The organism is Pseudonocardia thermophila, from assembly GCF_900142365.1.
GTDB lineage: Bacteria > Actinomycetota > Actinomycetes > Mycobacteriales > Pseudonocardiaceae > Pseudonocardia > Pseudonocardia thermophila.
Genome location: NZ_FRAP01000008.1, coordinates 166630 through 186994, shown reverse-complemented (window position 1 = coordinate 186994; position 20365 = coordinate 166630). Strand labels below are relative to the sequence as shown.

At 72.4% G+C, this 20365-nt stretch carries 18 protein-coding genes and 1 pseudogene; 11 read left to right on the top strand and 8 right to left on the bottom strand.

All coding sequences use genetic code 11. From position 1 onward, the window contains the following. Positions 1 to 96 precede the first annotated feature (96 nt). Positions 97 to 597, top strand: a complete 501-nt coding sequence (locus BUE41_RS12790) for a hypothetical protein (RefSeq protein WP_073457279.1) — start codon at positions 97 to 99, stop codon at positions 595 to 597. A gap of 72 nt (positions 598 to 669) precedes the next feature. Then, on the top strand, positions 670 to 1680 hold the full coding sequence (locus BUE41_RS12785) for a PIN domain-containing protein (RefSeq protein WP_073457278.1): 1011 nt from the start codon (positions 670 to 672) through the stop codon (positions 1678 to 1680). On the opposite strand, the gene BUE41_RS12780 is transcribed toward BUE41_RS12785, so the two are convergent. Beyond that, positions 1670 to 2026: a hypothetical protein gene (locus BUE41_RS12780; RefSeq protein WP_073457277.1), complete on the bottom strand. Its 357-nt coding sequence runs from the start codon at positions 2024 to 2026 to the stop codon at positions 1670 to 1672. The two genes, BUE41_RS12785 and BUE41_RS12780, sit on opposite strands and share 11 nt — an antisense overlap. Positions 2027 to 2127: 101 nt before the next feature. On the opposite strand from BUE41_RS12780, the pseudogene BUE41_RS32900 reads away from it, so the two are divergent. Next, positions 2128 to 2601: pseudogene (locus BUE41_RS32900) on the top strand (TerD family protein); the annotation flags it as partial. A gap of 266 nt (positions 2602 to 2867) precedes the next feature. Then, positions 2868 to 3440 (top strand): VWA domain-containing protein, encoded by a 573-nt coding sequence (locus tag BUE41_RS31270; RefSeq protein WP_200803878.1) that lies wholly within the window; start codon positions 2868 to 2870, stop codon positions 3438 to 3440. Positions 3441 to 3452: 12 nt separating this feature from the next. On the opposite strand, the gene BUE41_RS12770 is transcribed toward BUE41_RS31270, so the two are convergent. Beyond that, positions 3453 to 4856, bottom strand: coding sequence for an NAD(P)H-quinone dehydrogenase (locus BUE41_RS12770; protein ID WP_073457329.1), 1404 nt, complete (start codon positions 4854 to 4856; stop codon positions 3453 to 3455). Positions 4857 to 4897: 41 nt separating this feature from the next. Here BUE41_RS12770 and BUE41_RS12765 point away from each other — a divergent pair, with 41 nt between their 5' ends. Next, positions 4898 to 5338 (top strand): gamma-glutamylcyclotransferase, encoded by a 441-nt coding sequence (locus BUE41_RS12765; RefSeq protein WP_073457276.1) that lies wholly within the window; start codon positions 4898 to 4900, stop codon positions 5336 to 5338. Here BUE41_RS12765 and BUE41_RS12760 read toward each other — a convergent pair. Beyond that, a complete protein-coding gene (locus BUE41_RS12760; RefSeq protein WP_073457275.1) occupies positions 5256 to 6425 on the bottom strand; it encodes a DUF559 domain-containing protein in 1170 nt (389 codons plus the stop codon). The genes BUE41_RS12765 and BUE41_RS12760 overlap by 83 nt on opposite strands. 234 nt (positions 6426 to 6659) lie before the next feature. Then, positions 6660 to 7136, bottom strand: a complete 477-nt coding sequence (locus BUE41_RS12755; RefSeq protein WP_073457274.1) for an RrF2 family transcriptional regulator — start codon at positions 7134 to 7136, stop codon at positions 6660 to 6662. 80 nt (positions 7137 to 7216) lie between these two features. Here BUE41_RS12755 and BUE41_RS12750 point away from each other — a divergent pair, with 80 nt between their 5' ends. Then, positions 7217 to 7960: an SDR family oxidoreductase gene (locus tag BUE41_RS12750; RefSeq protein WP_073457273.1), complete on the top strand. Its 744-nt coding sequence runs from the start codon at positions 7217 to 7219 to the stop codon at positions 7958 to 7960. Between the two features lie 266 nt (positions 7961 to 8226). Here BUE41_RS12750 and BUE41_RS12745 read toward each other — a convergent pair whose 3' ends face one another. From BUE41_RS12745 to BUE41_RS12730, 4 genes are read right to left on the bottom strand one after another with little or no spacing between them, the layout of a single operon-like run. Beyond that, positions 8227 to 9234, bottom strand: coding sequence for an alcohol dehydrogenase catalytic domain-containing protein (locus tag BUE41_RS12745; RefSeq protein ID WP_073457328.1), 1008 nt, complete (start codon positions 9232 to 9234; stop codon positions 8227 to 8229). Continuing rightward, on the bottom strand, positions 9234 to 10451 hold the full coding sequence (locus tag BUE41_RS12740) for an acyl-CoA dehydrogenase family protein (protein ID WP_073457272.1): 1218 nt from the start codon (positions 10449 to 10451) through the stop codon (positions 9234 to 9236). Before BUE41_RS12740 ends, BUE41_RS12745 begins: the two co-directional genes overlap by 1 nt. A gap of 8 nt (positions 10452 to 10459) precedes the next feature. Next, positions 10460 to 11461, bottom strand: coding sequence for a cyclase family protein (locus tag BUE41_RS12735; protein ID WP_073457271.1), 1002 nt, complete (start codon positions 11459 to 11461; stop codon positions 10460 to 10462). Between the two features lie 5 nt (positions 11462 to 11466). After that, complete coding sequence (locus BUE41_RS12730; RefSeq protein ID WP_073457270.1) at positions 11467 to 12720, bottom strand: LLM class flavin-dependent oxidoreductase; 1254 nt, start codon at positions 12718 to 12720, stop codon at positions 11467 to 11469. A 184-nt stretch (positions 12721 to 12904) separates the two neighbouring features. On the opposite strand from BUE41_RS12730, the gene BUE41_RS12725 reads away from it, so the two are divergent. From BUE41_RS12725 to BUE41_RS12705, 5 genes are all read left to right on the top strand, one after another. Then, positions 12905 to 14716, top strand: coding sequence for a helix-turn-helix domain-containing protein (locus BUE41_RS12725; RefSeq protein WP_073457269.1), 1812 nt, complete (start codon positions 12905 to 12907; stop codon positions 14714 to 14716). Continuing rightward, positions 14713 to 15702, top strand: coding sequence for an amidohydrolase family protein (locus BUE41_RS12720; protein WP_073457268.1), 990 nt, complete (start codon positions 14713 to 14715; stop codon positions 15700 to 15702). Before BUE41_RS12725 ends, BUE41_RS12720 begins: the two co-directional genes overlap by 4 nt. Positions 15703 to 15831: 129 nt before the next feature. After that, the gene (locus BUE41_RS12715) at positions 15832 to 16863 is read left to right on the top strand and encodes an LLM class flavin-dependent oxidoreductase (RefSeq protein WP_073457267.1); all 1032 of its coding nucleotides are present in this window, start codon (positions 15832 to 15834) and stop codon (positions 16861 to 16863) included. A gap of 13 nt (positions 16864 to 16876) precedes the next feature. After that, on the top strand, positions 16877 to 18871 hold the full coding sequence (locus tag BUE41_RS12710) for an acetoacetate--CoA ligase (protein ID WP_200803877.1): 1995 nt from the start codon (positions 16877 to 16879) through the stop codon (positions 18869 to 18871). Further along, the gene (locus tag BUE41_RS12705) at positions 18868 to 20343 is read left to right on the top strand and encodes an aldehyde dehydrogenase family protein (RefSeq protein WP_073457266.1); all 1476 of its coding nucleotides are present in this window, start codon (positions 18868 to 18870) and stop codon (positions 20341 to 20343) included. Before BUE41_RS12710 ends, BUE41_RS12705 begins: the two co-directional genes overlap by 4 nt. Positions 20344 to 20365 lie beyond the last annotated feature (22 nt).

Genomic DNA, 20365 nt, shown 5'->3' with positions numbered 1-20365 from the left:
AATCTCGCTTGGACCGCGCCGCGGATCCGTTCACCACGCTGGCCACGCCGCGTCGTGAACACGTCCCCATCACCACCGGCGACGAAGGATCCGTCAATGCCCCCCGCAGCATCTGCTGAACCTGCGCCCGCAGCGTCGTACGTGACCAGCCACATCCACGTCGACGGGCCGATACCCGGACCGCACTCGCTGCTCAGCGTCGTCTCCGTCGCGCACACGGCGGACGGGGAGGCGCTCGGTGCGTTCACCGTGAACGTACGGGAGCTGCCCGGTGCCGGACTCCACCCCGACGCCCTCCAACAGTGGCGGCGCCGGGCCGAGGACTGGCTCACCACCCGCCGCGGCAGTCGCCCACCCGCGCCGGCGATGATCGCCTTCACCGGATGGATCGCGGATCTACCCGGGGAGAAGGTCTTCGTCACCGACCCCGCCCAACCGGACTACCTGTTCCTCTTCTGGTACCTGCAGCGCTTCGCCGGGCAGTGGCCGTTCGCCCGCGTGAGCGCGCAAGCACCGCGGACGGCGCTGGCCCCCGCGGGGCTCTGCCCGCTCGGTGGTTGCCGGGCGCAGACCCCAGCGCTGACCGGAACCGGCTAGGGATCGACGGCCGGTGCGCATCCCGCGCACCGGCCGTCGTGTTGTCGCTGCTGTGCCGCCGGACGTGCCACGATGTACCGGGTGATCTCCGACGACGAGCGGATCGCCCTGTTCCTGGACTACGAGAACCTCGCCATCGGCGCGCGCGACGGGCTCGGCGTCAGCCCCTTCGCGTTCGGCCCGGTGGCCGACGCGCTGGCCGAGCGCGGCCGGGTGGTGATCCGCCGCGCGTATGCCGACTGGTCGTCGTTCGACGAAGACCGCAGGCTGCTGGCCCGCGCCCAGGTCGAGCTGATCGACATCCCGCAGCGGCTCGGCGGCTCCCGCAAGAACGCCGCCGACATCAAGATGGCGGTCGACGCGATCGAGTTGGCCTACGAGCGGTCGTTCATCACGACGTTCGCGATCGGCACCGGCGACTCCGACTTCACCCCGCTCGTGCACAAGCTGCGTGAGCTGGACAAGCGGGTCATCGGGATCGGCGTGCAGTCGTCGACCTCGCAGCTCCTGCCGCCCGCCTGCGACGAGTTCTTGTTCTACGACCGCCTGCCCGGCGTCGAGCGCACCCCCGTCGAGGAGCCGGACGCCGCCGCGGAGGAGGTGCCGCCGGCGCGCGACGACGTCGGCAAGCTCGTCGCGGCCACGCTCGCCGGGCTCGCCCGGCACGCCGACGGCCCGGTCCACGCCTCCCGGCTCAAGCGCGCCATCCTCCGCAAGGACCCCACGTTCGACGAGGCCGATCACGGCTTCCGCGCCTTCGGCGAGCTGCTGCGCCACCTGGCGGACGAGCACGTGGTCGCGCTGCGGGCCGGCTCCGCGCCGGGCGATCCCGAGGTGTTCTTCCCCGAGGACAGCGGAGAGGACGAGGCGTTCCGGCTGCTCGCCGACGTCGTCCGAGACCTGGGCGGCACCCAGCTGTCCGGGCTGAAGGACCAGCTGCGCAAGCGGTGGCCGGGGTTCAGCGAGAAGCGCTACGGTTACAACACGTTCTCGGCGTTCACGAAGGCGGCGCGCGCCCGCGGCCTCGTGACGATGGAGTGGGACGACGCGGTCGGCGACTACCGGCTGGAAGTCAGTCGGTGACGCCGCGGCCGATCACCGCGCCCGCCACACCCGCGACGACCGTCAGGCCGGCGATCAGGATCGGCACCAGGCCGAGGCCGCTGATCAGCAGGCCGACCGCCGCCGACGTGAGGCCGACGGCCAGACCGGTGCGGGCGATCGCCGGTCCGGTGGCCCGGCGGGTCACGTAGCGGGCGCCGGCCGCGGTCGCAGCCAGCGCGAGCACCGCGGCGAACGGGCCGAGCAGGCCCAGCGGCGAGAGCAGGATGAACGCCAGGTCGTCGACCAGCTGCGCGCCGATCCCGGCGACGAGCACCGGGGTGACGGGCACCTGCGACGAGGTGGGCTGGGTGGGTTGGATCGTCATACCTCGAGCATCGGCTGAGGCGGTGCGCACATCCTCAGGGATGCCCCGGAGCCGATCCCTGGTCGCGACCCTCCCGGGTCGCGGCTGCGAGACTGACGCACATGTCGCCGGCCAGGTCGCTGACAGCGGGCGCCAACACGCCCGTCCCGACGACACCACTCCGGGCTGTGCTGAGCTGGCTGCCCACCGACGGCCTGTCGGAGATCGACGTGTCCGCGCTGCTGCTCGGCCCGGGCGGCCGGGTGCGCGACGACGCCGATCTCGTCTTCTACAACCAGCCGCGGCACCTGTCCGGCGCGGTCCGCCAGGACGGACCCGCGGTGGAGGTCGATCTGCCCGGCGTCGAGCCGGAGATCGAGCGGATCGTGCTCGCCGCATTGCTCGACGCGGGCACCTTCGGACAGGTGGCGGACCTCGTGCTGCGGCTGGACACCGCCGCGGATGAGGCGATCGCCGAGTTCCCGATCACCGCGAGCACCGAGACCGCACTGATCGGCGGGGAGCTCTACCGGCGCGGGGACGGCTGGCGGTTCCGCGCCGTCGGGCAGGGCTACGACGCCGGCTTGGCCGCGCTGGCCACCGACTTCGGTGTGACGATCGACGAGGAGCCCGAGCCCGCGTCCGTCGCGAGTGCCCGGACCGGCGCCGCGGAGGATCCGACGGTCGGGCTGCCCCGCCCGGCACCGCCGCGCGTCCCCGATCTCGCCGAGTGGCCCGACCACCTCGCGCCGCTCCCGTTCGCCCCGCAGCTCGCACCGGTGGACCCGCAGTTGGAGGCCCGCAAGCAGCGGATCGCGGACACCCTCGCCCGCAACGGCGCGCCGGGGCCCGGGCTCGCGTCGTGCTCGTCCTGGACGCGTCCGGCTCCATGTCCCTGGCCTACGTCGACGGCGTCGTCGGGCGGATCGTCGAGCGGGTGGCGCCGATCGCGGCCGTGCTCGACATCGGTGTGGTGCGTGCCTGGAAGTTCGCCGACACCGCGCAGCAGCTGCCCGACCTGCACGTCGACCGGGTCGGCGACTGGATCGCGGGCCTGGACTACCACGGCGTCGGGCTGCGGAACAACGAACCGGCCGCGATCCGAGCGGTGCTCGACCACGCCGCGACCCACGGCGACCCCACGCTCGTGCTGTTCTTCGCCGACGGCGGTGTGCGCCGCAACCTCGAGACGTCCGTGCTGCTGCGCGCCGCGTCCGCCAAGCCGGTGTTCTGGCAGTTCGTCGGGCTGGGCTCGGCCGACTTCACCCGCTACGCGAAGCTCGACACGATGAAGATCCGCCTGGTCGACAACTGCGGGTTCGCCCGGCTGAGCAACCCCGACCACATCTCCGACGGCCGGTTCTACGATCTGCTGCTCGCCGAGTTCCCGCGCTGGCTCGCCGCCGCCCGGGCGAAGGGCATCGTGACCGGTTGATCAGGCCAGTGATCAGTCGAGGTCGCCGTGCCGCATCAGCTGGCGCCCGGCCTCGGTGATCGACCCGGACAGCGACGGGTAGACCGAGAAGGTGTAGGCGAGATCGTCCACGGTCAGCCCGTTCTGCACCGCCAGCGCGATCGGCAGGATCAGCTCGCTCGCCACCGGCGCCACGACCACGCCGCCGATCACGGCGCCCGTCGCGGGGCGGCAGAACAGCTTCACGAAGCCCCGGTGCAGCCCCTGCATCTTGGCGCGCGGGTTCGTCGAGAGCGGCATCATGATCGTCCGGGCCGGGACCTCACCGGCGTCGATCGCGCGCTGGCTGATGCCGACGGTGGCGATCTCCGGGCGGGTGAACACCGCAGCGGCCACCGTCTTCAGCTTGATCGGCGCGACGCCTTCGCCCAGTGCGTGCCACATCGCGATCCGGCCCTGCATCGCAGCGACCGAGGCGAGCATCATGACGCCGGTGCAGTCGCCCGCCGCGTAGATGCCGGGGACGCTCGTGCGCGAGACCCGGTCGACCGGGATGAACCCGCCCCGATTGGTCTCGATGCCGACCGTCTCCAGCCCGATTCCGGTCGTGTTCGGCACCGATCCGACGGTCATCAGCGCGTGCGAGCCGGTGACCTTGCGGCCGTCGGCCAGCGTCACCACGACGCCGTCGCCGTCGCGGTGCACCGACTCGGCGCGCGCCTGGGAGAGGATCTCGACGCCGCGGGCGGCGAACACGTCCTCCAGCACGGCGGCGGCATCGGCGTCCTCGCTGGGCAGCACCCGGTCGCGGCTGGACACCAGGGTGACCCGAGCGCCCATCTCGACGTACGCCGAGACGAACTCCGCACCGGTCACGCCGGAGCCGATGACGATCAGGTGCTCCGGCAGCTCCTCCAGGTCGTAGAGCTGGCGCCAGGTGAGGATGCGCTCGCCGTCGGGCTTGGCGTCGTCGAGGATGCGCGGGGTCGCGCCGGTCGCGATCAGCACGACGTCGGCGGACAGCTGCTCAGTGCCGCCGTCGGGGAGGTTGGCCACGACCGTGTGCGGCGCGCGGCCGGAGGTGCTCTCGCCGAGCACGGCGGTGCCGCGCACGATGCGCACGCCCTCGCGCTCCACGCGGGCCCGCACGTCGGCGGACTGGGCGCGGGCCAGGCCCTTCACCCGCTCGTTCACGGTCGGGAGATCGACCCCGATCGCCTGCTCGTCCGCGGCGAGCCCCAGATCCGGCGCGCGGCCGAGCTCCACGCGGGCGCCGGCGGAGGAGATCAGCGTCTTCGAGGGCACGCAGTCGTGCAGCACGCACGCGCCGCCCATGCCGTCACGCTCGACGACGGTGACGTCGGCGCCGTGCTGCGCGGCCACCAGTGCCGCTTCGTATCCGGCCGGGCCACCGCCCATGATCACGATGCGGGTCACCCACATACCGTACGCAGGGGGCGGCGCTCTACCCTGTACCGGTGCCGCTCTACGCCGCTTACGGGTCGAACATGGACCCGGCGCAGATGAAGGAACGGGCGCCGCACTCGCCGATGGCGGGCACGGGCTGGCTCGTCGGCTGGCGGCTGACCTTCGGCGGGGCCGACTACACGTGGCAAGGCGCCCTCTCCACGGTCGTCCCGGACCCGGACTCGCAGGTGTTCGTCGTCCTCTACGACGTCACCGAGCAGGACGCGGCCAACCTCGACCGCTGGGAAGGCGGTGAGCTGGGTCTGCACAAGAAGCTGCGCGTCCGGGTCTCCACGCTCGACGGCGACGTGCTCGCGTACATCTACGTGCTCAACGACTACGAGGGCGGGTTGCCCAGCGCCCGCTACCTCAACACCCTCGCCGACGCGGCCGAGGCCGCGGGGGCGCCGGACGACTACGTCCGCGATCTGCGCAACCGCCCCTGCGGCTGAGGGCGGAGCGCGAGTCCTGCACCCCGCCCGGCGAGTCGCGTGTCCGGTGCGGTGGTTTCGCGCTCGGTCGGGTGAGTTGCGCGTTCTGTGCGGCGAGTCCCGCGTTCGGTCGGGTGAGGTCTTCACCGTGCGCGGCGAAGACCGCGTGGGATCCCTGGTCAGGAGCGTCACCGGCCATCTCGCGCCGCACCCACGAGTACCCGCGCTCCGCGAACGCCTCGTCGAGCTCACGCACGACCCGCCCGAGGTCACGCATGTCGTGCTTGTCCACCCGGATGACGATCCAGCCGCGGCTGTGCAGGTCCTCGGCACGCGCGGCATCCGCTGCCCCGCGCCCGACGTGGGCCTCGTAACCGTCGTACTCGACGGCGATCCGCACGTCCGGCCAGGCGAGGTCCACGCGGCAGACCCGGCGCCCGGTCACGTCCTGCACCCAGAAGTCGACTTCCGGCAGCGGGAAGCCGCGCTGGATCAGGATCATGCGCAGCCGGCTCTCCTGCGCCGACTCGGCGCGGGGAGAGGCGAGGTCCAGGACGTTCCTGGTGCGCACCGTGCCCCGCGGATCGGCACGGCGGGTGATCCGGCTGAGGATCTGCGCGGAGGCGAGCTCGTGGTGCTCCCCCGCCCGGCGCAGGACCTCGTCCGCGACGACGATCCCGTCCTGCGGCAGGGAGGAGCAGAGCAGCTCGGCTGCGACCCGCTCGCTGCACAGGACGCGCAGCCCTGCGGGCGGTCGACGACGTCGTCCTCGTAGTAGCCGCCGTGGTGCACCACCAGGCCGTCCCGGCTGTTGCGTCCCGCATCCGTAGGGGAGCAGGACGTGCGTCTTCGAGGTGTCGACCGCCGTGCAGCCGTGGAGGGCGGCCGCGGTCTCCAGCGTGATCACCGCCCGCGGATCGGTGGTGAGCAGCGCCGCGGCGGCCCGCGTCCAGACGTCCGTCAGCCGTGCGGTCTCGACGACCACGCCGCGCCACATCGGGCGCAGCCCGCCGCTGTCGAGCGCGTTCCTGAGCCAGGCCTTGCCGTGCGCCGCGACGAGTGCGGACCGCAGATGCGCGCCGTGCAGGCCGTCGGGGACCGTGGGCATGCCGGTACTGTCCCGTGCCCAGGGCGGTCCGAGGAGACGCGAAGATCGACATGTGGACAGCGGGCCGTGCTGGGGACAGCTCGTCGGCCGAGATGCCGGTCTCGACCGACCGCGTGAGACACTCGCGCGCCCGAGCACGGGACTCGCGCGGGCGGAACGGGGGACTCGCCTGTCTGAACGCGCGACTCGCGCGCCGGCATGCGGGACTCGCGCGGGCGGAACGGGGGACTCGCGTCAGGCCTCGTCCAGCCACTTCGCGACCGTCGGCAGCGTGTCCGGCCCCGACGTGACCGCGACGTCGTCCGCGATCTCGGCGATCGTGACCCGGCGCAGCGACTCCCGCCAGGCGCGGTCGGCTTCGTGCATCACCCGGGCGATCGAGCACGGCGCGGTGCACCGCTGCGGCGGGGCGGCGAGCGGGCCGCGCTGGCGGATCTCCGTGCAGACGAACGACGGATCTGGGCCGTCGATGGCCTCGACGACGTCCAGCACCGTGATCGACGACGCCGGGCGCGTGAGCGCGTAGCCGCCCGCCTTGCCCTGCACGGACCTCACGAGGCCGGCTCGGGAGAGCGCCTGCAGCTGTTTCGCCAGGTAGGTCGGGGAGACGTCGTGCAGCTCGGCGAGCCGGGCAGCGGGCACGGGGGCGCGCGCGACGGTGAGCACGACGCAGCAGTGCAGGGCCCACTCCACGCCGCCGGACAGCTTCACGGGCTCAGGCTACTTGACTCGGACATGATGAGTCCGAGTAATGTTCTCGGACAGAAGTTGTCCGAGTTTGGGGGTGCGAGATGAAGGTCGTCGTGGTCGGGAGCAGCGGGCTGGTCGGGCGCGGGCTGGTGGAGCGGCTCACCGCGGCCGGGTACGAGGTGGTCGCCGCGTCCCGCTCGAGCGGCGTCGACGCCGTCACGGGCGAGGGGGTGGCCGCGGCCCTCGTCGGCGCACACACCGTCGTGGACGCCACCAACGCGCCGACCCACGATCCCGCCGAGATGCTGCGGTTCTTCACGACCGCCACCACGAACCTGCTGGCCGCCGAGCGGACCGCGGGCGTGCGCCACCACGTCCTGGTCTCGGTCGTCGGGGCCGACGGCCTGCCGGACAACGGTCACTTGACCGCCAAGGCCGCCGCGGAGCAGCTGGTGCGCGAGTCGGGCGTGCCGTTCACGATCCTGCGGGCCACCCAGTTCTACGAGTTCCTCACGACGATCGCCGACTCCTGCACCGCGGGTGACACCGTGACGCTGCCCGACGCGCAGCTGCAGCCGGTGGCGGTCGCCGACGTGCAGGCCGCGCTCGCCCGCATCGCGACCGGCGAGCCGGCGAACCGCATCCTCGACATGGCCGGGCCGGACCGCCGTCCCCTGGCCGAGTTCGTGATCGAGGCGCTCGCTGCTCAGAACGCCTCCCGCACCGTCGTGACCAGCGACGATGCCCGCTTCTTCGGTGCGAAGGTCGCGGCGGAGTCGCTGGTGCCGGCCGGCACGGCGGACATCACCGGACCGACGCGCTTCGAGTCCTGGTTGACGCGTTGAGGGGTGCACCGGGCAGCGCGCATCCGCGCAGACGCTGGCCCCGGGCAGCAGCCGACCCCTGCGAGCCGGCCGTCGAGGAGGGTCGAGGAGGAGCTGGAGCACACCGACTCCCGCCGCCGGGCGGTCGCCGCCCCGCTCGCCACAGTGCGGGACCGCCGCGCCGCGGCCGGGGCCGAGTACGGCTTCGCCGCTCACGCCGGCGAGATCCGCAACCGGTGGCGGAGCTGGGGCGGCTGCTCGGCAGGACCGGACAGGAGCGGCCGCCCTCAGGCCGGGTCCACCTCCACCACGATCCGCCCGAACACCGCGTTGTCCTGCATCGCCCGGTACGCCTGGGCCACCTCGGCCAACGGGAACCGCGCCCCGATCACCGGCGGGACCTTCCCGTGCGCCACCAGGTCGAGGGCCGCGGCGATCTCCGCGCGCGTCGCGTACCGGGACCCGGTGATCACCACCTCGTCGAGCACGAGCGGCCGCGGGTCCAGCTCGAACGCTGACCCGGCCTGGAAACCCACCACCACGACGGTGCCGGCCCGGCCGAGCATCCCCACCGCGGCCGCGAGCGTGTCCCGCGACGCCACGGTGTCGACGCACACGTCGATCGGCCACGGCAGGTCGGTCGCGTCCTCGGGTCCGGTGACGAGGTCGCAGCCGAGTTCCAGCAGCCGCTCCGCCTTGCCCGGCTCGGCCTCGATCCCGACCACGCGGGCGCCGAGCGCGCGGGCCATCCCGACGGTGTGCACCCCGACCCCGCCGCCGGCTCCGATGACGGCGACGGTCGAGCCCGCCCGCACCGGCGCCCGCGCGGTCAGCGCGTGGTACGGCGTCGCGATCGCGTCGGCGGCGATCGCCGCGGCGGCGAGCGAGACGTCACCGGGCACGGCGACCAGCCCGTGCGCGGGCAGCACCACCTGCTCGGCCAGCCCGCCGTCGACGTGCACCCCGACGAACCCGCCCCAGTTCGCGCAGAGCGTCTCGCGGCCGCCCGCGCACCACGTGCACCGCCCGCAGAGCAGGTAGAACGACGTCGTGACGCGGTCGCCGACCGCCCACCCGGTCACCCCGGACCCCAGATCAGCGATCACACCGCCGATCTCGTGCCCCACCACCCGCGGGGTCGAACCGCCGAGCGCGCCCGTGCGGGCCCGCTCGAGCGTCAGGCCCACCCCGCAGGCGGCGACGTCGACGAGGACCTCGCCGGGTCCAGGCCGCGGCGTCGGCACCTCGACGATGCGGACATCACCGTCGAACGCGTCGAGGAGGGCTGCCCGCATCACCAGTCCCACATGCGGTCGAGCTGCTCGTCGGTCCGCGCCGCGAGATCGGCCGCGATCTTCCGGCGCATGATCGTGTTGGTGCCGTCGGAGTGCAGGAAGATCGTGGCGTCGCGCAGCAGCTTCTCCATGCCGACCTCGCGCATCACCCCGGAGCCGCCGAAGATCTCCAGCGCGTGCCGGGTCACCTCGAACGCCGTCTCCGACGCGACGAGCTTGGGCGCGGCGGCCATCTTCGGGTCGAACGCGTCGGCGTGGTCGGCCGCCCACGCCGCCCGGTAGACGTACGTGCGCGCGGCCTCCAGCCGCGCCCACAGATCACCGAGCTCGGCTGCGATCACGCTGTGCCCGATGATCGGTCTCCCACCCTGCACCCGGACCTTCGCCCGCTTGATCGCCCTGGTCAGCGCGGTACGGGCGACGCCGATCGTGCAGATCCCGGCGTAGGCGTTCGAGCCGCGCAGCAGCCGCGCGACGTCGGAGAGGATCGCGTTCTCCGCCCCGAGCAGGTCCTCGGCCGGGACGAACGCGTCCTCGTAGAAGATCTCCGAGTTGTTCGCCAGCCGCTCGCCCATCTTGTCGTGCACCACGCCGAACCGGACGTGCGGATGATCGGCGGGCACGATGAACGCGCTGCACCCGTCCTTCACCGGCACGGTCGGGTCGGTGCGCATCAGTGCGAGGATGATGTCGGCGCGGTTGGAGTTGGAGATGTAGTGCTTCTCGCCGCGCAGCACCCAGCCGCCCTCGACCTTGGTCGCGGTCGACTGCATCCCGCCGTCGACGCCGGCGTAGGTGAGCACGTTGTCCGAGCCGTAGCCGGGCTCGGTGAACGACGCCGCCATGAGCCCGCGCGGGTTCTCCGCCAGCCGCGGCAGCCACCGCTCCCGCTGGTCGGCGGTGCCCAGCTCCATCAGCAGCTGGGCGAACTTCCAGGTCTGCGCCAGGACCACCGCGACGCCCATGTCGGCCGCCGCGATCTCCTCCAGCATGACGGCGTTGGTCAGGAAGTCGGTGCCCCCGCCGCCGTACTCCGCCGGCAACGGGGCAAGGCGCAGGCCGCGCGCGTCGGCGGCTTCGACGATCTCCCAGGAGAACGCCTCAGCCGGGTCGACCTTCGCGTCCAGCTCCGCCGCCCGCGGCGCCACCTCCTCCAGAGCGAAGGCCCGCGCCCGCTCCCGCCACTCCCGCTGCTCATCGGTGAGCCGGTACTCCACCGCACCCCCTACTTGATCGCGACGGGGTTGAGGGGGGTCCCGCACGCACCGGTGATCGGCAGGGCGGTGGCCGAGAGCAGGAACTCGTAGACGCCGTCGGCCGCGCAGTCGGCCGCGATCGCCTCCAGGTCCCACACCTCGCCGAACGGCATGCCCATGTGCACCAGCGCGATGACGTGCAGCGGCTGGAACAGCTCGACCTGGTTGGGCCGCACCTCCAGCCCCCAGGTGTCGGCGGCCATCGCCGCGATCTCGTGCTCGTACAACCACGGCGCGCTGAACAGCGACATGCCGGGCGCGTCCCCGCCGGCGTAGTCCCCCCAGCGGCCGCGGCGTTCGCCGAGCATGCCGGTGCGGATGATGATGCAGTCGCCGCGGCGGATCTGGACACCCTGCGCCTCGGCGGTGCCGTCGAGATCGTCGGGGCCGATGGCGTAGCCGGGCTCGAGCGCATCGACCCCCTTGTAGCGGGCGACGTCGAGCAGCACCCCGCGCATGACCAGCTGGTTCTTCAGCGTCTCGATGCCGCAGCGCTTGGCGCCCTTCGCGGTCACCAGGCTCGCGTCGGCGCCGTTGTACATCTTCCCCTCGAAGAAGATGTGCGACAGCCCGTCCCACTGCGTCCCGGCCTGGTTCGGCATCACGACGACGTCGTCGGCGAACCCGAAGCCGTGCGCCGGGCCCCATTTGCCGGGCAGCGGGTCCTGGTGGCCCTGCACGTGGTCGGTGCCGGTCGCGGTCATCATGTTGAGCGGGTTGGCGCGGAACCCGCCGGTCTGCGGCCCGAACCCGTCGTAGGGCAGAGCCATCGAGATCACCTTCCCCTGCCGCACGAGCGCGGCCGCGGCCTGGATCTCCTCGGGGCCGACGAAGTTCAGGGTGCCGAGCTGGTCGTCCTCGCCCCAGCGGCCCCAGTTGGAGAACCGGCGGATGTAGTCCTCGATCAGGTCCTGCCCGCGGTACGCGCGTCCGGTGCTCGCCCGCTCGACGTCCGGGTTCACGGTGGTCATCGCACTCACCCCTCGTAGGACGAGGTGATCTCGTCCAGTGCCGGCTTGACGTGCTGCATGAACATCTCGACGTTCTCGATGACGCTCTCGGCCGGCTGCTGCGCGAAGTGGTAGATCAGTACGACGTACTCGGCGGGCAGCTTCCGCCACTGCTCCACGTACTGATCGCGCACCTCGTCCGGCGAGCCGATCACCCACAGCCCGCTGTTCAGAACGGAGTCGACGGGGTTGGCCGGGTCGAACATCATCGGCGTGGTGCCGCCGTAGAGATCACGGAAGATGTCGACGTCCCACGCCTCGACGTTGGCACGCGCCTGCTCCATCGTCGGGGCGATGTTGCCCCAGCGCACCAGCGCCTGGTTCTGGCCGAGCGCGTAGTGGCGACCAGCCGCCTTCGCCGCATCGACGTAGGCCCGCCCGTACTCGGCGGCGCGCTCGATCTTGGAGAAGTACGTCGGGATGAATCCGCGCGGGCCGCAGTACTCGATGGTCTCCCGGCTGGCGTTCGAGGAGATGAAGATCGGTGGATGCTCCCGTGAGTACGGGGCGGGGACGACGCTGACCCGGCGGATCCTGTTGTCGTCGTCCATCTCGCCGACCGCGCCGATCTCCTTCGTCGCGGTCATCGTCCAGTCGATCCCCTCCTCGTACGGGTACGGGATCTGCCAGCGGCCCTTGGCCTCGATGGCGTCGTTGTCCCAGGCCTTGAGGACGAGATCGACCTGCTCCTCGAAGATCTCCCGGTTGAGTTTGTCGTCGGCGAAGCGCTGCTGCTTCTCCTCGTCCGACAGCAGCGCCATCTTCTCCGCGGGCGTGCCGGTGGGCGAGAGCGTCGCGCGGGCGCCGAGGTGCTGGCCGAGGATGTTCGTCCAGCGGGACTGGTAGCCGCGGGCGAAGCCGACGAAGATCCGGCCCTCGGCCAGGTGCGACAGGATCGCGGTCTCCTCGGCGACCCGGATCGGGTTCTGCGCGCTCATCACGTACCCGAGCTGGCCCACGCGCACGTTCTCGGTGATCGCCGCCCAGTACGCGTCGAGCACACCGGGGTTGGGCCCGACCTCGTAGCCCTCGGAGTGGAAGTGGTGCTCGACGGTGGCCACGCCCCACACGCCCAGCCGGTCGGCGGCCCGGACGATGTCGTGCCAGCCACCGAGCAGCTCCTGGTAGCGCTCGCGGTTGCGGCCCATCGGCCGCTGCGCCTCGCGCTCCGCCCGCGTGGCGGGGATGACCGGATACAGCTGGAGCAGAACCTTGACCACGGCGGACTCCCTTGTCGTCGCGTGGGGGCTTGTCGGCGTCGGGCGAGGATAGGAGCGGCTTCCCGGGCCTTTCCATGGGTTCGGCGGCAACCGTCGGCCGCTCCGCTTGTGGGCGAGCACAGCCCGCGGCCTCGACATCGCCCCTACACTTCTGCTGGCCACGCACCGATGAGGGTGGGGTCGGATGACAGCTCTGACGAACGATCGAGCCGTCGGCTCGGCCCATGACCTGCGCGCGTGGCTCGACGCCGCCGCCGAGCTGGCCAGGGCGGTCAACCGCGGGCTCGGCCCGGCCGAGGTCGCGAGCCTCGCCGCCGGCACCGTCGTGCACCTGACCGGGTACGACTTCTGCTCGCTGTTCGTGCCGGACGAGACCGGCCGGCACCTGGTCATCCTCGGCTCGTACGGACTGTCCGTCGAGTACGTGACCCGGGTGAACGCCGAGCGCCCGCCGCGCATCACCCCCGGCGCGACCGCGGAGGGCCCGACCAGCCGCGCGTACCGCTCGCAGCGGCCCGTCGCGCTCGTCGACATCTGCGCCGATCCCACCTGCAGCGAGTGGGAGGCGGCGGCCGCCCAGGAGGGCTACCGGGCGATCCTCGCACTGCCGCTGACCGGCGTCGGCGGGGTGCTGGGCGTGATCAGCTGCTACAGCCGCCCGCCGCGCGACGTCCCCGCCGACGAGGTCGTCCTCATGGAGACCTTCGCCAACCAGGTGGCGCTGACGATGGAGGCCGCGATCCGGCGCGAGCGCGGCCGCACCGAGAACGCCCGGCTGCGCGCCCGGGTCGCCGAGCTGGAGGAGCGCCACCGCGTCGAGGAGCGCGCCGAGCGCGTGCACCGGGCGCTGCTGCGGCTGCTGCTCGCCGGGGAACCGCTGGCCCGCGTCATCGAGCACCTCGCGCGCGAGCTCGGCGCCGACGTCGTGGTCGAGGACGCGGACGGCAACCGGCTCGCCGCCACCGCCGACCGCCACTGCCCGGCCGGGGCAGCCCCGCCGGCCCACCGCGCGAGCGACGAGTACCGCGCCGTGCCGATCGACGGGGAGAACGGGCTGGTCGCGCCGATCGTGCTGGCCGGGGAGCTGGCTGGGCGGGTGTGGGTGTTCGACCTGCAGGACCCCGGCGCGGCCTGGCAGCGGCGCGTGCTGGAACGCGGAGCGAGCGTGGTGGCGCTGGCCGTCTCGAAGATGTGCACCGCGCAGGAGGTGGAGTGGCGGTTGTCGCGGGAGTTCCTCGACGAGCTGCTCACCGCCCCCGCCGTCGATCCGCCCGCCGCGGTGAGCCGGGCCCGGCACTTCGGCGTCGACCTCGCCCTGCCGCACACGCTGCTGGTCGTGCGTCCCGATCCCGGCGTCGACCAGGCGTCGAACGGCAACCGTTCGCTGCTCACCCAGGTCCAGCACGTCGTCAACGCCACGGCCGCCGAGGCGCTGGTCGCGGCCCGCGGCGGCGATGTCATCGTGCTGTGGCCGCACCGGCCCGGTCTGCCCGACGCCCGGGACATCGCCGAGCGGCTGCGCGGGCACTGCACCTCGTGCAGCCCGGGCACGGTGTCGGTGGGCCTCGGCCGGGCCTGCGAGAACGTCACCGAGTACGCCGACGCCTACCGGCTCGCCGTCGGCGCGCTCAACCTGACCCAGCGCGCGGGCGGCACCGATCGCGTCGTCGCCCTCGGTGACCTGGGTATCTACCGGCTGCTGCTGCAGGTGGAGCGGCCCGACGAGCTGATCGAGTTCATGCAGCAGATCCTCGATCCGTTGCGCAGCTACGACCGCCGCCGAGACACCACGCTCGTCGAGACGCTGCGCGCGTTCATGCGCTGCGGCTGCAACGCCACCGTCACCGCGGAGGCGCTGATCGTGCACCCCAACACGATCAGCTACCGGCTGCACCGCATCGAGGAGATCCTGGGCGTGGACCTGCACGATCCGCAGGCCCTGCTGCGCATCCAGCTCGCTTTCGTCGTCGACGACGTGCTGGGTGCGGGCACGTGACGCGGGTGATCGACCTGCACGCCCACGTCTCCACCCCGGCGTGCGAGAAGCTGCTCGACGGTCCTGCCCCGGCGTGGCTCGACCCGTTCACCCGGTTCAGCGGTCCGGAGACGGCCGCCTACAACGCCACCCAGTTCGCGGCGCTCGCCGGGAAGTTGACCGATCCGGCGCAGCGCATCGCCGACATGGACCGCACCGGCATCGACGTGCAGGCGATCTCCGCGGCGCCGCCGCAGTTCTACTACTGGGCTGACCCGGCGCTCGGCCGCCGGCTGGCCCGGATGCAGAACGAGCACCTCGCCGAGTTCGCCCGCGACCGCCCGGACCGGTTCGTCGCGCTCGCCACGGTGCCGCTGCAGGACGTCGAGGCCGCGGTCGCCGAGCTGCACCACGGCGTGCGCGAGCTGGGCATGCGCGGGGTGGAGATCTGCACGAACGTCAACGGCCTCGATCTCGACGACCGCCGCTTCCGGCCGTTCTTCGCGGCCGCCGCGGAGCTGGGCGTGCCGGTGCTGCTGCACCCGCACGGGTTCACCGGCGGCGACCGGCTCACCGAGTACTACCTGACCAACGTCGTCGGCAATCCGCTCGACACCACGGTCGCGGCCACCCGGATGATCCACTCCGGGTTGCTGGAGGAGCTGCCGGACCTCGCGCTCGTGTTCGTCCACGGCGGCGGCTACCTGCCGTTCTACAGCTCCCGCATGGACCACGCGTGGGCGCACCGGCCGGAGGGCCGCCGCTGCATCCCGAACCGCCCGCCGTCGGAGTACCTGCGCCGCTGTTACGTCGATGCGCTCGTCTACGACGCCGCCCACCTGCGGTTCCTGGTGCAGCAGATGGGTGCCGACCACGTCGTCGTCGGCACCGACTACCCGTACGACATGGGCGACGAGCACGTCGTCGAGCTGATCCGCGAGGCGCTGCCGACGGACGCGGCCGAGCAGGTCCTGGGCGCCACCGCGGCTCGGCTGCTCGGCCTGTAGCCGTTCCCTTGTGGGCGGTCACAACACTTGTTGCACCAAGCCTGTGCCGGGCCCATTGAGAGGCAGCTCACACGGGCCTAACGTCCCGATCTGCCCCTTCCCCCCTGCGATGCTGCAGAAGGAGACGCCATGGCCAGGATCCAGTTCGGCATCTTCCCCATCACCGAGGACTGGCCGGACGGCGCCGACATGGCCCGCGTCTACGACGAGATCGTCGCCGAGGCGAAGATGGCCGAGTCGGTCGGTTTCGACTCGTGCCTGATCACCGAGCACCACCAGCAGGCCGACGGCTACTTCCCGAACCCGTTGATGGTCTCGGCGGGGGTGGCCCGCGAGACGACCACGCTGAAGGTCGGCAGCTGCGTGGCGCTGGCGCCGCTGTACAACCCCATCCGGCTCACCGAGGACGCCGCTCTGCTCGACGTGATCTCGAACGGCAGGCTGATCCTCGGACTGGGTGCGAGCTACGTGAGCGAGGACCTGGCTGCGTTCGACGTGGACCCGAGCCAGCGCGGCGCGCTCATGGAGGACACCGTCCGGTTCCTGCAGGAGGCCTGGACGCACGACGACCTCGACTTCGACGGCGAGGTCTTCCACTTCCAGAACATGCGGATCACCCCGAAGCCGGTGCAGCAGCCGCGGCCGCCGGTGTGGCTGGGGGCGTGGACGCCGCAGGGTCTGCGCCGGGCGGGCCGGCTCGGCGACGCGTGGGTCACCGACGTGATCAACACGATCGGGACCTTCAAGACGTTCAACGAGATCTACGCGAAGTCGGCGGCGAAGCACGGGCGGATCCCGCGGGTGGCGGTGCTGCGCGAATGCTGGGTCGCGCCCACCACCGAGCAGGCGATCGAGGAGTACGCCGAGCACCTGATGATGTCGCACCGGTTCTACTACCAGGCCGGTGGCTACAGCCCCCTCGCCGACCCGTGGATCGCGGACCTGTCCTCGGTCGACGAGTTCACCTTCGACAAGGTGGCGCCGGACCGGTTCATCATCGGCTCGCCCGAGCACGTCATCGACGAGATCGAGCGCTGGCACCAGGAGCTGGGCGCGGACTACTTCGTGATGCGCTTCCGCCACCCCACCGGGCCGTCGCACGAGAAGGCGATGGAGTCGATCCGGCTGTTCGGCGAGAAGGTGATCCCGGCCTTCCGCTGACCCGACCACCGCGATGACGACGCAGCGCGATCTGCTCTGGACGCCGTCGGACGCCCGGCGGGCCCGCGCCAACCTCACCCGCTACGCGCACTGGCTCGCCGAGCACCGCGGCCTCGAGCTGCCCGAGTACGACTACCGGGCACTGCACCGGTGGTCGGTGGAGCACCTCGACGCCTTCTACGCCTCGCTGTGGGAGTACTTCGACATCACCTCCGACTCCGGCTACGACCGAGTGCTCGGCCGCCGGGAGATGCCCGGTGCGCAGTGGTTCCCCGGCGCCCGGTTGAACTACGCAGAGCACGTCTTCCGCGGCAAGGCCGACGACGCCCTCGCCGTGCAGTACGCGGCCGAGGGCGTGCCCGCCCGGTCGTGGACGTGGGGCACGCTGCGGGAGCGGACCGCGGCACTGGCGGCCGGGCTGCGCGAGGCGGGCGTCGGCGTCGGCGACCGGGTGGCCGCCTACCTGCCGAACGTGCCGGAGACGCTGGCCGCAGGCCTGGCCTGCATGAGCATCGGCGCGATCTGGTCGGCCTGCTCGCCCGACTTCGGGGTGCGCAGCGTCGTCGACCGGTTCGCCCAGATCGAGCCGACCGTGCTGCTCGCCGTCGACGGCTACACCTACAGCGGCAAGCCGTTCGACCGCCGCGCCGAGGTGCGGGCGCTGCAGGACGCGCTGCCGACGGTCCGCACGACCGTGGTGCTGCGGGCGCTCGACCCGGACGCCGATCTGTCCGGCCTGCGCGATCCGGTGCAGTGGGAGGAGTTCGGCCGGCCCGGCGCCCCGCTCCAGTTCACGCGGGTGCCCGGCGAGCACCCCCTGTGGATCGTCTACTCCTCCGGCACGACCGGGCTGCCCAAGCCGATCGTGCACTCCCACGTCGGGATGCTCGTCGACCAGCTGAAGGCCTCGGCGTTCCACCTCGACGCCCATCGCGGCGACCGGATGTTCTGGTTCACCACCACGGGCTGGGTGATGTGGAACGTGATGGTCGGGGTGCTGCTCACCGAGGCGTCGATCATCATCTACGACGGCAGTCCCGGCCACCCGGACCTCGGCGTCCTGTGGGACCTCGCCGAGGACACCGGCATGACGATGTTCGGCACCAGCGCGAGCTACATCCAGTCGTGCATGAAGGCCGGCATCCGCCCGCGGGAGGGCCGGGAGCTGGCGGCCCTCACCGCGCTCGGCTCGACCGGATCGGCGCTCTCACCGGAAGGGTTCGACTGGGTCTACGGCGAGCTGGGACCGGACATCTGGCTCGGTTCGATCAGCGGCGGCACCGACGTCGCCGGGCCGTTCCTCGGGCCGGTGCCGTGGCTGCCGGTGTACCGCTCGGAGCTGCAGGCCCCGATCCTCGGCGTCGCGGTCGAGGCGTGGGACCCGCAGGGCCGCCCGCTGGTCGGCGAGACCGGCGAGCTGGTGATCACCGAGCCGATGCCGTCGATGCCGGTGTCGTTCTGGGGTGATCCCGACCGCAGCCGCTACCGCGAGGCGTACTTCACGACGTACCCGGGCGTGTGGCGGCACGGCGACTGGCTGGAGATCACCGAGCACGGCGGCGGCGTGCTCTACGGCCGCAGCGACGCGACGATCAACCGCGGCGGGGTGCGGATCGGCTCGGCCGAGCTGTACCGCGCGGTGCTGACCCTGCCCGAGGTGACCGAGGCGCTGGTGGTCGACCTGCCCGAGGAGAACGGGCCGGGGCAGGTGCCGATGTTCGTCACGCTCGCTGACGGCGTCGAGCTGGACGACGAGCTGGTCGCGCGGATCAAGGACGTGGTCCGGCGCGAGTGCTCGCCGCGGCACGTCCCCGACCGGGTGTTCGCCGTGGCCGAGCTGCCGCGCACGCTCACCGGCAAGATCCTGGAGGTCCCGGTGAAGCGGTTGCTCATGGGCGCCGACCCGGACACCGTCGCGAGCCGCGACAGCCTGGCGAACCCGGCGGCGCTGGACGCGTTCCAGCAGGCCCGCACGAAGATCCTCGACGCCCTCGGGCTGCGGGCGTGAGGCTGCCGGCGCTCAGCGGTCCCTGGTCGGGTGGCCCGGAGCACGCGTTCGCCGTGCACGACCCGGCGACCGGGGCGGAGATCGCGGTGGTGCGCGGCGGCGGCGCGGCGCAGGTCGACGCCGCCGTCCGGCGTGCCCGGGCCGCCTACGACGAGCTGTGGCGGCACGTCGGTGCCCGGGAGCGCGGCGCGCTGCTGGCCGAGTGCTCGCGGGTGATCGCTGCGCACGCCGACGAGCTGGCCGAGCTGGAGACCCGGGAGATGGGCAAGCCACTGCACATCTCCCGGGACTTCGACGTGGCGTTCGCGGTGTCGTCGTTCGCGTTCTTCGGCGGGCTCGCCGACAAGGTGCACGGGGACGCGATCGACCTCGGCCCGGTCACCGCGCACACGGTGCGCGAGCCGTACGGGGTGGTCGCCGGGATCATCCCGTTCAACTGGCCGCCGATCCACACCGCCGGCAAGGCCGCGCCCGCGCTCGCCGCCGGCAACTGCGTGCTGCTCAAGCCGCCGGAGCAGGACCCGCTCACGATCCTGCGGATGGTCGAGCTGCTGCAGACCGTGCTGCCGGACGGCGTGCTGCAGGTCGTGCCCGGGCCGGGCCCCGAGACCGGTGCGGCGCTGGCCGGGCACCCGCTCGTCGAGCACCTGTCGTTCACCGGCTCCACGGCGACCGGGCGCGCGGTGCTCAAGCTCGCCGCCGACGCGCTGACCCCCGCGGTGCTGGAGCTGGGCGGCAAGAACCCGCTGATCGTGTTCGACGACGCCGATCTCGGCGCGGCCGTGCGCGGCGCCGTCGAAGGGGCGTTCTTCAACGGCGGCGAGGCCTGCACGGCCGCGTCGCGGCTGCTGGTGCACGAGCGGGTGCACGACGCGTTCGTCGAACAGGTGGCCGGGGCGGTGCGGCGGCTGCGCGTCGGACCCGGGATGGCCGCGGGCACGCACGTGGGACCGATGGTCACCGCCGCGCACCGCGACCGGGTGCAGGCCCACGTGGACGCGGCGGTCGCCGCCGGGGCGAACGTGGCGGCGACCGCGTCGGTGCCCGAGGATCCCGCGCTCGCCGGCGGCTACTGGGTGGCGCCGACGCTGCTCACCGACGTCACCCCGGACATGGCGATCGCCCGCGACGAGGTGTTCGGACCGGTCACCGCCGTGCTTGCGTTCGCGGACGAGGACGAGGCTGTCGCGCTGGCCAACGACACCCCGTACGGCCTGCTCGCCGCCGTCTACACCGCTGACCATCCGCGCGCCCGCCGCGTCGCCCGGCGGATCGAGGCCGGCGTCGTGCTGATCAACAACTTCAACCGGGCCCTGCTCGGCACGCCCTTCGGCGGGTTCAAGGACTCCGGCTACGGGCGCGAGCACGCGGTGGAGAGCCTGCTGGAGTTCACGCGGACGAAGAACGTGCGGGAGCCGTCGGGGATGGGCCGGATCCCGGAGTGGGGTGTGCTCGACGAGGTCCTGGCCTGATCTGCGCCCGACTCCGCCGTCG

Coding starts and splice junctions, on each gene's coding strand:
- BUE41_RS12790 (WP_073457279.1), top strand. CDS start 97: ATGCCCCCCGCAGCATCTGCTGAACCTGCGCCCGCAGCGTCGTACGTG.
- BUE41_RS12785 (WP_073457278.1), top strand. CDS start 670: ATGTACCGGGTGATCTCCGACGACGAGCGGATCGCCCTGTTCCTGGAC.
- BUE41_RS12780 (WP_073457277.1), bottom strand. CDS start 2,026: ATGACGATCCAACCCACCCAGCCCACCTCGTCGCAGGTGCCCGTCACC.
- BUE41_RS12760 (WP_073457275.1), bottom strand. CDS start 6,425: ATGCCCACGGTCCCCGACGGCCTGCACGGCGCGCATCTGCGGTCCGCA.
- BUE41_RS12750 (WP_073457273.1), top strand. CDS start 7,217: ATGAAGGTCGTCGTGGTCGGGAGCAGCGGGCTGGTCGGGCGCGGGCTG.
- BUE41_RS12745 (WP_073457328.1), bottom strand. CDS start 9,234: ATGCGGGCAGCCCTCCTCGACGCGTTCGACGGTGATGTCCGCATCGTC.
- BUE41_RS12735 (WP_073457271.1), bottom strand. CDS start 11,461: ATGACCACCGTGAACCCGGACGTCGAGCGGGCGAGCACCGGACGCGCG.
- BUE41_RS12725 (WP_073457269.1), top strand. CDS start 12,905: ATGACAGCTCTGACGAACGATCGAGCCGTCGGCTCGGCCCATGACCTG.
- BUE41_RS12715 (WP_073457267.1), top strand. CDS start 15,832: ATGGCCAGGATCCAGTTCGGCATCTTCCCCATCACCGAGGACTGGCCG.
- BUE41_RS12710 (WP_200803877.1), top strand. CDS start 16,877: ATGACGACGCAGCGCGATCTGCTCTGGACGCCGTCGGACGCCCGGCGG.